We start from the raw sequence: 10304 nt of genomic DNA, 5'->3' as shown, positions 1-10304 counted from the left end.
AAATGTATATCGTTGGCAGAAGAAATTATTTAGACCAGTTATCAAAAACTTCATTGATGACTTTATTCTCGATAAAAATCATCTGCTACCACAGAGAATCTATAAATAATAGTGCGTAAGTCCTATACCTAATGGATTTGCTTTTCAACTAGTTCCAATTTGTTTAATGCTTGCCGTTTTTTATGATCATTATTAATCTTTACAACTAGAGCTAAAATAAAAACCATCACTATAAAAACAAGGAAAATCAAATGCTTTTTCATCATTAATTCCGTCTTTTGATTTTTAAGAATGCCTTGCTCCTTTGTAAATAGATATGACATAAGGGAAGCACTGATACAAGCCTTTTTAAATGACTTTAGCAACTCGATAAACAGTTGCAACTCCACAATTCACTGCTTTGGCAATTTCTTCCTTAGTCATATTGCCAGATGCTAGCAATTCTTTTATTCGTTTGTGCTTAGCCTCATTGGCTTTCTTACCTGTTGGCTTGTAACCCGAACGTTCTAGACCCTGCTTAATACGTTCTATGCGTTTCTCATTGTCTAGGCGGGCCATTGTTGCCAGGAGATCAATCAACATATTGTTGATGAGTTCCAGGATTGAATGAGTAATGCTGTCACTGGTTTGAATCATTTGGTAGGTAGTAGGAAGATCTGCTACGACTAAACGAAGTCCCTTCTCCTGGATCCTGCGCTTCAGCTCTTGAAAATCTCGTTGGGTTAGGCGTGATAAGCGGTCAATACTTTCAACTAACAAGGTGTCACCTTGATTTGCTTCTGACAGTAGCTTATTCAATTCAGGTCGGTCTAACTTCGTACCACTATAGTTTTCCACGTACACAATGGTTTCACCCAAATTCAAGTTTTGGTTTAGATCCTGAAGAATCTGCAAAGCCCTTTCTGCATCTTGATCTTTAGTTGAAGCTCGTAGATAAATACGTGTATTCATTTCTATCATTTAATCTTAATTCTATTAGATTAATGATAACACTATCATTTAATTACTGAATTAAGCCTAATGATAGATATTGTATGCGATTTGGCTCGCTATCATTCAGCTATACTCTTTTGATAAAAAAAGCATGACTAAAAGCCATGCCTTGGGAATTCGTATAACGTGCATTATGTTAATTTTAGTTTAATTAACAATTTACATTAGCACTTCATGCTTCTATCCCTCATAAAAAATTTACCTTAATCTTTAGCATTGAATGTTTCTATATACAGACTTCGCTCTAATTCTTGATTATAAATTTTTGAAGCAATGCAACACTCTTGCAAAAAATCAATAAAGGCATCATGAACATTTCTTTTCATTGGATCCTTAAGACAAGAATGTAATTTTTCTAACCTTTTAAGAACCCTTGGTTCATCGTGAAAAATTGCAATTACTTGGTTCATAGCACTAGAAAACTGTTCACCTTGAATAGAAAACCTATGTCCTAATAATTGCCTAGTAAGATCAATTTTTAATTTTCTCTTCTCCATCCTATTCATGTAAATAAGAGAAAGGATAGAGCCCAAAATTCCTGATAATAAGGAGGCAAATATTGTTATAAATATTAAGGTGTAACTCATTAACTAATTTTCATCCAAAAAGTTGTTTATCACATCTAAGATAAACTTCTTATTCGCAGTTTAAAATGTAAATTTTGAGCCATTTATCATAATGGGCGTCATCCGAAACGAATATTTTAAATATATAAAAATCATATACTTGTGTTATAGTGGTAATGCTCGACGATGTCGAAAAGCTGACTTGGAAAACAAGTCGGCTTTTTTATGAGCAGTTTTGAAATATTTTGCCAATCATTTTGACTAAAAATTACGCTTTCCAGCTTGAGTGATACAATTTTGTGATACATTATTGTATATACAAATTTGAATGTTTTTTATGGAACAGTATTTCGAATGGGATGAGGCAAAGAATCGAAAGAATCAGAAAAAGCACGATGTCTCTTTCGAAACAGCAAGCCTTGTTTTCGATGATCCATTAAGGATCTCAATCCAAGACAGACATACCGATGGTGAAGAACGTTGGCAGACCATTGGGAAAGTAAAAGGCGTACTAATGCTCTTGGTAGCTCACACTATCTTTGATGAAGATGACTGTGAAATCATAAGAATTATTAGTGCAAGACAGGTAACTAAAGCGGAGCGAGATAAATATGAGCATGGTTAAATACTCACGCAAAGAACTGAATGAAAAATTCAGCGACAAGCAAGATGCTGAAATTCAACGCTTGCTTGCTAAAGGGACGGTTCGTGATGATCAGCTAGATCTATCAGATATTCCTGAAATTACTGATTGGAGTAATGCTGTACGCCATAATCAATTCTATCGCCCAGTGAAGCAACAAACTTCTATTCGGTTAGATGCTGATGTTCTTGCTTGGTTCAAAGCACAAGGGAAAGGTTATCAAACACGAATGAATGAAATTCTTCGTAATGCTATGATAGAAGAATTAAAAAAATAGAAATTCCTATCTTATTTTAAAAGGAGATAACACATGGGTGGGTTTGTTATTGAAGATGCTACATTATGCGCAGTACTAAAAATTTTAAAGGAGGATGGGCTTGATTTAAATGAACTGCAAAAGAAATATGCTGATAGATTAATGAAAAATGAAATCACAATGATTCCAGAAGACTATAGAGAAGAATCATTAATAATTTTAAGAAATGCGATAGATAATACTTAAGATGATGAAAGTATCTGATGCTTTAATGGTTGCTTTAGTAACTGTTATCATTAATTTTTTTATTCAGTTGTTTTTTAAATATAAGGATAATAGGTCTCAACAATTATCAATTCAGTTAGCTATTATTGCTGAGATTAAAGCTTTAAAAAAACTAATTGAACAAAGAAAGTATGTAGAAGATATTCAAAATATAGTTTTATACCTTGAAAAAAATAGAGGTTATAGGACAACACTTTCGCTCGATATTCAAGAAAATGTATTCCCAGTGTATTCTAATAATTTAGATAAAATTGGACAGTTATCACCTAAAGTAGCTCCTCAAGTCGTCACTTTTTACGCCTTACTCTCTTCTATTCTACAGGATGTGAAAATAGGAGGTTTACTAAGCATACATGAACAAGGAAATTATCAGAACTATAAGAATATCTATGATCTTTTAACTAAAGCCTTAGAAATAGCCGATGAAATAATTAATTCAAGTCAGAATTAATTTAACAGAAGATTTCTCATATATGTTAATAAAAAATAGAAATTAAAGCTTGAAAAAACATAGAGATACTTGCGAAAAAAGCACCTAAACTATTCCATTTTGATTGGGCTTTTAAAGTTTCTCTCACATCCCATCCATCAAAAGAAACTCCTGATAAATTAGGTTGTTCATTTTTCTTTTGAGCTTTTTTCTTGGCTATCTTTACAGCTTTTTCTCTAGTGACTTTAACCTGGCTTGAATAAAACCATGCCCCAGCTGAGAAGAATCCAAAGATAATAGATATTGAAAGAATAATAAGTTTGTAGTCCATGACGTTACTTATGATTAAGACTTGCTTCCATATTTAACATAAAATCTCTTATGCGAAATTAAAAAAAAACCCCAAGCTATGACTTGGGGTTTTTAATTAATAAGGTAAAACTTCGGATACTGGAACACCGATCTCTATAAGCTTTTGTGCGGTATCGTATGAAATCGTACATTTCAAGCCATGGTACTGCATCCAGTATTTTCCCTCTTTCGCGTACTTAATAGGTACTAGAATAAGTTCTTTATATTCTTCAGGTGAAAGACTTAGAATAAAATTACCTGTTAGGTTTAAAAGGAAACCTACTTCAGTTTTATCAAGCTCTATTTCAACCATTAAATTTCTCCAAAAATTAAATTATTCAATAAGTTAATGAATGTCATGAGATATTCGATGTCTCTAGAAATCCATTGCTCGCTTTTCCCATTCCTCATATGAAATGAAATAAAAACGCTCTAATAAACCTGGGGGTATTGGGATTACTTTTCCCTTAAAAATAATTTTCTCTATTCGATGAAATAGCCTTTGCAGTCGGATAGTTAGCTGTTCAGGACATACATAAACCACTTCATCAATGACGCCCAAAGACATCATCTCGGCATAGTTCGCCAAAATCTCAACATAACGTTTAGGCGTTTTAGCTGACCGTTCTAACTCAACAGCAATTTTTCGTCCTTTAGGAGATCGTGCAACCGCATCTGGCACCTGAACCCATGTGGAACGGCTCTCATTGGCTCTTTTAAGCATCCTAGAGCTACTTTCCCATTGTTCCCAACCAAACCTTAATGCAACCACCTTAACGCGCTGTAAAGCCAAACTATGCGCTATAGTAATGGGCTTCACACGACTCACCTCAAAGAATTTAAATTTCTCATCTTCAGGTGTAGCTAAAAGCGTTCCAGTCGGAGTTAATCCCCAGATTTTGAGATTCCATGAACTCAGCTCAAAATCAACGGTATGAGCTTTAATCAGATCATTGGCTTCCATCTTCCGTAGAGTCCTTTGCACCCCATTGGGTGTCATTTTTAGAAATTGAGCCAAGATTTTTGCTGTGCTGTATCCCTCTTCAAGTAAGAAAGAGAGAATCTTCCTTTCCTTCTCAGCTTTGATTCTGTCTCGTTCTGTTTTTGAGTTAATTAAATTGGACATAACTCACCTCAATTCACGAAAAACTAAAGAGGTATCTAAATCTGATTTTTCAGAAATTTGGGGATGATCAAAGCTTATGATTTTTTTCGAATCAGAATCTTTTTTGACTTCAATGGGATAAACGGTAGATATTTTGGCAATGCCATTTCCAAATAAAACCCCTGTTTTAGGAGGCAGTGATAGCATCATATTAATATCTATTAAATTCCGTTCGGACTGTCGAATCTGTTTTTCACCAACAACTCGATCAGTCAGACTCAGTGTTTTTTCAGTACTGCGAGATTCATCATCTCCTAAAATTTTCCCTGAAAGATCCGAAAAATATTGAGCAGTTTCATAGTCCGCAGCGCGATAGGTAAACTTTAAAGGGCAATTTGCTAAAACAGAACCTGCAAACGCATTTGCATCCATATTTTCTGGCACATTGGTTAAATCATTGATACTTTGATGGGCCAGAATGAAATGCAGTCCTTTATCTCTGATAACTTTCAGTGAGTCACCGAAAATTTTAGAAATTTGGAAAGAAAGCTCATCAAGAATGACACAAACTTGTTTTGGCTCTTCAAGGCTGTTATCTCGTTCACTCGCAATTTGAATAATTCGGGCGAGAACCATCCGTTGTACTTTGACATATTTCGGATCCTCCCAATCGCCTGCAATATAGAGAACTTCGCCATTTTCAATAATTTTTTTTAATGAAATCCCTTTAGTTGCATTAACTGCTTTAACCCGACCTATTTCTTGTAGCTGGTTGGCAAAACTCTCAGCCTCATTTTCTTTACTTCTAAAATATTGATCATATTCCTGGCTAATCTGGGTTGCTGTCCGCCCAGGCTGATAGTTTTCCCCAACAAATCTTGCCATCCTACGGTCTTTACCACGGTAATAATCAGCGGCATCACCTCGATCTTCTAGCAAAAAACCAGTAATCAAAAGATTTTCAATTTGATCTGATGTAGCATCTTCAAAAAGATTTAACTGGGCTGCCTCATGACGGAGATCAAGAAAATAATATTGTGTCTTTGCTACTTCGGTTGCTTGTTGACATACGTGGGGAAACCATTCATCTCCGCCTTGTTTTGGATCAAAAATAATCGTAGCTTCACGCTTTAATATCGCTTGAAATGCTAAGAGCCCAAGTAAAACACTTTTACCAAAACCAGAGGTTCCAGTAATTTGAGTATGAAAAAGTTTTTTCTCTCTGAAAAAAATAGGTTTTTTATTAGAATCTAAGCCGAAAAACCACTTTCCAGAAGAAAAAAACTTTTGAGGATCATATTTAAGAATCGACTTAAAACTTTTCTCAATATCCCGAATATCTGTCTTTTGATCTCGCTTAGTTCCTGCACCCTGAGTAAAAAAATTCCCGATTTTTTCACATCTAGGTGTAAAAAATCGATCAAATAAAATTGAGATAAAAAAGCCCGCTACACCAAAACTTAAAAAAAGCCATAGTTCATTTTTGCTAACTTTTCCAAAGAAATATGCGACCATCCATAAAATAAAAAAAGTAATCAAACATAAGAAAAAAGCATAAAAAGAAAATTGTGAGGCCGCTTTTCTATAGCCTGCTTCATTTGGCTTAGCACTTAGCACAACAAAAGCAAACATTCCAACGAATGCAGATATCAAATGACGTAATGGATGTGCGAAAAAAATACTTAAAAAAGATGATATCTCAGCAGAAAAAATGATTAATACAAAACATAGAGCAACTAGTAACCAAGTCCGCATAAATTATCTTCGAGGCTTAACAAGAAAAAAATAATATAGCTGTTTTTTTCTAAAAAGCAAAAATAAATTAAATGTAAGTTATTGAATATATTAAATTTGTGGTATATGTTTATAATCTAGAATTGATTAACTAGCTGATTCAGAAACTAATATTATTACTAAAAAAATTAATCACCTTAAATTTTTAAAAATTAATATTCTGATAAATTTCTATAACAGGATACGCGGTTGCCCCGAAGGGGGGCTGAACGACAGTGAAGCATCCTCGCAGCCCCAGCGAAGAGGACAAGGGGGGAGCCACGAAAGGGAAAAAATGGAAGCGAAGCGCACCCGTTTTTTAAGGCGTCCCAACGCCTGACCTTGAAGTGGGGGGCTAGCCCATCCCCGTCGTAACGCAGTGCACGACCACCCTCTTACGGTTAAAAAAGTCCGTTGAGTTCATTGCGTAGCAAATGAAGCTCAATACTTTTCAGTAAGGGGGTGGTCGTGCGCGACAGCGCACCGACGGGGACTCCGTAAGAGGTAAAAACGCCCTAGCGTTTTAGCAAATCCGTCCCGAACCCTTTCGGGCTGAAAACAAGCGATAGCGCAGGTTTCAGAGGATAGCGTAGCGGTTGCGTTACCGTGAATCTAAGTACACCTTTCGGCACGTCTCCTCGGCACTGCGTTTCGGCTAATGAAGACTTCCTAACTGACATGCCGATATGCCATTCCCAAAGATCTTCTTTATTGGCTTTAGACATTTACTTATTATGCGAGTGTCTACGAGCTGCCACAACTAAAATTCGTCCTTGTTTTTCCCTGATTACAAGCTCCCTTATGATTTTAAAACTTAAGTACAGAGCATCCCGAATGGGTGCGAACTGATGTAATTTGATCCTAGACGAGCGAAGCGAGCATAAAAAACTTATGAGCGAAGCGAATTCCGAGTTGCTTTTGCTTTTTATTAAATTCCAGATGGTATTAGCCAAAAAATTGCCCCAACGAACTGAGCTTTAGCGAAGTTCAATAGAGTTTGAGCGTAGCGAAAACCAAGGGCAATTTTTTATAAAGTCTTTTTAATTATATTTTAAATCTTTTAAATATTTTAGGCAGCCTGAAAGGCTTTAAAGACAAGGCTTTCAGCTCTTAACTATGAGGGATTGACTACTAACTATGAGGGATTGACTACTAACTATGAGGGATTGACTACTTAAATATGAGGGATTGACTACTAACTATGAGAAAATTATAGTACTCATAGTTAAGTTTTCGAAATAAAAGTGATGAGTCCATCTAAAAAAGAACTAGTAGTTAAATCAAATCAAGTTATTGAGGCTTCATACCAACTCAGCTCAACAGAACAGCGTATTGTGTTAGCAGCTATTAGTAAAATTAGTCGGGCTGAAGACATTACAGATGATGAAATTTATCGCGTAACTATTGATGACTTAAAAAAACTTGGGGTTCATGAAAAAACAGCTTATAGAGATCTAAAAGATGGTGTAAACCGCTTATATGACAGATCAATTAATTTAGCTATTGATGATGAATCAATCAAAATGAGATGGATTCAATCCATACGATTTTTAGAAAGTAAAAGCGTTGTAGGAATTAGGTTTTCTAAAGAAATTTTGCCTTTCATTTCTAATCTAAGTCGTGAATTCACTAAGTATTCATTATCTGACATTGCTGGTATGAGTAGCGCCTATGCTATTCGTATTTATGAGTTATTAAGCCAATATCGTTCAATAGGAAAACGAGAGATTTCAATCGAATCTCTAAGAGGTATGTTGGAGTTAGGAAAAAGATATCCATTATCTGCTGATTTAAAAAGATGGGTTATTGATACAGCTGTAGATCAAATCAATGAACATAGCCCTTTAAATGTATCTTACAAGCAAATAAAGACAGGCCGAAAAGTCACACACATTCAATTCACGTTTAAAGAAAAATCAAAAAGTATTGAGCATAAATCTGAACAGAATAATTTTTATAAATTGACAGATTCACAAATTAATATGTTTGGTAATCAGCTTTCACGCTTACATGAAGTATCCCACCTAGCACAACAAGGTGAAAGTTATGACGACTTAGCTATCAAAATTAAAGATATGCTGCGAGATCCAATGCAACAAAAACAACTTATTCCTCATCTTAAAAATTTAGGTTTTAAGGCATAAAAGATCGACTATGTATGTAGCAGTTGACTGTTTGTTGATGTATCTTAGTTCACATAATAGACAACCAGAATTACAAGATGAAATCACTATCTGTTATTGAGCTTTCAAACCTGTATGGAATGACTCGTCAAGCCATTTATAAGCAAGTTAATAAAGGTAATTTAAGTAAGAATAGTGATGGTAAAATTGATCTTTCCGAAGCTATTCGAGTTTTTGGTGAACCGTCTAGAAATGTGAACAGTTCACAGACAATCGAAACACGAAAGTTGTCAGAAGTTCACCTGCTAGAACAGCAGGTTTACATGCTTCAAAAACAGCTTGAACAGGCGCATGAGCGTGAGCAGTTTCAACGTGAGGAATTAAAAGCCAAGAATGATCAATTACATGTTAAGGATGAACAAATTGAAGCAATACAACGATTATTAGAAGCGCCAAGAGCCTATACAACTAGGTTTATCGACCCAAAATCAGATACAGCAACGGATACTAGTTCAAAAAGTGAGTCGAACTATGATGGATTGACTACTGAACAAAAAGAATCTCATGTACAAACTGAGGTGAAAGATGACGGATTGACTACCAATAGCCAAATTGAAAATAAGCGGATTCCTGTGCCTGAACACATTGAACCAGAGCCTGAGAAAAGAGGCTTTTGGAGCCGTTTTTTTAGACCCTATGATTAACCACGATTGTTTAACTGATATGAACAAAGTCGTGAAACATTGATCAAATAATAGGCGTGGAACGTGAAAAATCATAAAAAAAGCCCACCTTGGGGAAGATGGGCTATAAACTTTGAAATAAGTATATGAATTTCAAGGTAAATTATAACACATTTCGTATAAGGTGTATTATGTTAATTTTAGGGAAAATAAATAATTATTAGCTTAAGGCCCACTACCCAATCCTGTAATTAGCCAATCAGATTGAGGAGATTTTTTCACAAGAGTAATAAATAAAATATAGTCACCTACTGGACTGCCAGCATCATCTATATGCACGACTTTAACTTTTACCATCACTGAAATAATTTTATAAAATTCTTGATAATACTCAGGTCTACTTTCCGCTGAATCATCATTAATTCTTATTATTTCTAAAATTTTTGAGTCTTTGAAAGAAAGAAATCTTTCAGGACTTTTTAAGTCTTCATATAATTGCGCATCAGGCCAAACATATTTGATTGCTGATTTTCGATCATGTTTAGCAAGTGAATTTAAGAAAAGTATCGTTGTCTGTTTTGCCATTTCATTGTCATAATTCAATTTCTGTTTATATGAATTAAAGATCAGAATTAAACATAGACCTACAAGCAAAATTCCTACTTTTATAATTTTTGGGCGATTTACCATTCTTTTTGAAAACCCTTTCTAACTGCTAATGTTTAACCTTATCAATAAAGTCAGGCACTTATTTAACATAATGGTTGTTATGCGAAATTAGTAGTTTTTAGGCTGGATTTCTAACGTATTCATCTTTTGTCTTATATCTTTATTTTTACCAATAGGTAAAATATATTCATAACCTACATCGAAAAAGTAGGTAATTAAGAAAAAATTACAGCGTTTTATAAGCCTTATAGTAACGGGAGAGACTATAGGGCTTTTTATTTATCTTAATATTCATATACCTTAGGACTTACGCATTGACGGATTCAAAAAAGTATTAAAATACTTTATAAAGTATCTGTGATCAGACGAATTAAACATGCTTCTACAGCAACTTGTACATTACCCATTTATATGGGCTTTCTCATGA

The 10304-nt window shown here is 34.7% G+C and carries 13 protein-coding genes and 1 pseudogene; 7 read left to right on the top strand and 7 right to left on the bottom strand.

The features are described from left to right. Nucleotides 1–109: pseudogene (locus tag FTV30_RS14480) on the top strand (IS701 family transposase); the annotation flags it as partial. A gap of 239 nt (nt 110–348) precedes the next feature. Here the strand turns inward: FTV30_RS14480 and FTV30_RS14475 are convergent. Beyond that, nucleotides 349–960: a recombinase family protein gene (locus FTV30_RS14475; RefSeq protein WP_180001828.1), complete on the bottom strand. Its 612-nt coding sequence runs from the start codon at nt 958–960 to the stop codon at nt 349–351. Nucleotides 961–1196: 236 nt separating this feature from the next. Beyond that, nucleotides 1197–1580, bottom strand: coding sequence for a hypothetical protein (locus FTV30_RS14470; RefSeq protein ID WP_147395704.1), 384 nt, complete (start codon nt 1578–1580; stop codon nt 1197–1199). Between the two features lie 316 nt (nt 1581–1896). Here FTV30_RS14470 and FTV30_RS14465 point away from each other — a divergent pair, with 316 nt between their 5' ends. Genes FTV30_RS14465 through FTV30_RS14450 form a run of 4 tightly spaced genes read left to right on the top strand, consistent with a single transcriptional unit; the run spans nt 1897 to nt 3194 of the window. Then, the gene (locus FTV30_RS14465) at nt 1897–2184 is read left to right on the top strand and encodes a BrnT family toxin (protein ID WP_034707141.1); all 288 of its coding nucleotides are present in this window, start codon (nt 1897–1899) and stop codon (nt 2182–2184) included. Continuing rightward, complete coding sequence (locus FTV30_RS14460; protein WP_180001827.1) at nt 2171–2479, top strand: BrnA antitoxin family protein; 309 nt, start codon at nt 2171–2173, stop codon at nt 2477–2479. The genes FTV30_RS14465 and FTV30_RS14460 overlap by 14 nt, the downstream gene beginning before the upstream one ends. Nucleotides 2480–2512: 33 nt before the next feature. After that, a complete protein-coding gene (locus FTV30_RS14455; RefSeq protein ID WP_180001826.1) occupies nt 2513–2704 on the top strand; it encodes a hypothetical protein in 192 nt (63 codons plus the stop codon). A gap of 1 nt (nt 2705) precedes the next feature. Continuing rightward, nucleotides 2706–3194, top strand: a complete 489-nt coding sequence (locus FTV30_RS14450) for a hypothetical protein (RefSeq protein WP_180001825.1) — start codon at nt 2706–2708, stop codon at nt 3192–3194. 25 nt (nt 3195–3219) lie between these two features. Here FTV30_RS14450 and FTV30_RS14445 read toward each other — a convergent pair whose 3' ends face one another. The 4 genes from FTV30_RS14445 to FTV30_RS14430 form a co-directional block, all read right to left on the bottom strand. After that, entirely contained in the window at nt 3220–3504 is a 285-nt protein-coding gene (locus FTV30_RS14445; RefSeq protein WP_180001824.1) for a hypothetical protein, read from the bottom strand. Nucleotides 3505–3600: 96 nt separating this feature from the next. Then, nucleotides 3601–3837: a hypothetical protein gene (locus FTV30_RS14440; protein WP_180001823.1), complete on the bottom strand. Its 237-nt coding sequence runs from the start codon at nt 3835–3837 to the stop codon at nt 3601–3603. A 63-nt stretch (nt 3838–3900) separates the two neighbouring features. Beyond that, the gene (gene mobC, locus FTV30_RS14435) at nt 3901–4650 is read right to left on the bottom strand and encodes a winged helix-turn-helix domain-containing protein (protein ID WP_180001822.1); all 750 of its coding nucleotides are present in this window, start codon (nt 4648–4650) and stop codon (nt 3901–3903) included. Between the two features lie 3 nt (nt 4651–4653). Beyond that, nucleotides 4654–6384: a type IV secretion system DNA-binding domain-containing protein gene (locus tag FTV30_RS14430; protein WP_180001821.1), complete on the bottom strand. Its 1731-nt coding sequence runs from the start codon at nt 6382–6384 to the stop codon at nt 4654–4656. Between the two features lie 1262 nt (nt 6385–7646). Between FTV30_RS14430 and repM the strand changes: the two genes are divergently transcribed. After that, on the top strand, nt 7647–8546 hold the full coding sequence (gene repM / locus FTV30_RS14425) for a replication initiation protein RepM (protein WP_180001820.1): 900 nt from the start codon (nt 7647–7649) through the stop codon (nt 8544–8546). A 77-nt stretch (nt 8547–8623) separates the two neighbouring features. After that, entirely contained in the window at nt 8624–9229 is a 606-nt protein-coding gene (locus tag FTV30_RS14420; protein ID WP_180001819.1) for a plasmid replication DNA-binding protein, read from the top strand. A gap of 204 nt (nt 9230–9433) precedes the next feature. Here the strand turns inward: FTV30_RS14420 and FTV30_RS14415 are convergent, their stop codons facing one another. After that, nucleotides 9434–9898 (bottom strand): hypothetical protein, encoded by a 465-nt coding sequence (locus FTV30_RS14415; RefSeq protein WP_111886123.1) that lies wholly within the window; start codon nt 9896–9898, stop codon nt 9434–9436. Nucleotides 9899–10304 lie beyond the last annotated feature (406 nt).

The organism is Acinetobacter sp. YH12255 (assembly GCF_013417355.1).
GTDB lineage: Bacteria > Pseudomonadota > Gammaproteobacteria > Pseudomonadales > Moraxellaceae > Acinetobacter > Acinetobacter pseudolwoffii.
This window is presented reverse-complemented; position numbering and strand designations above follow the sequence as displayed.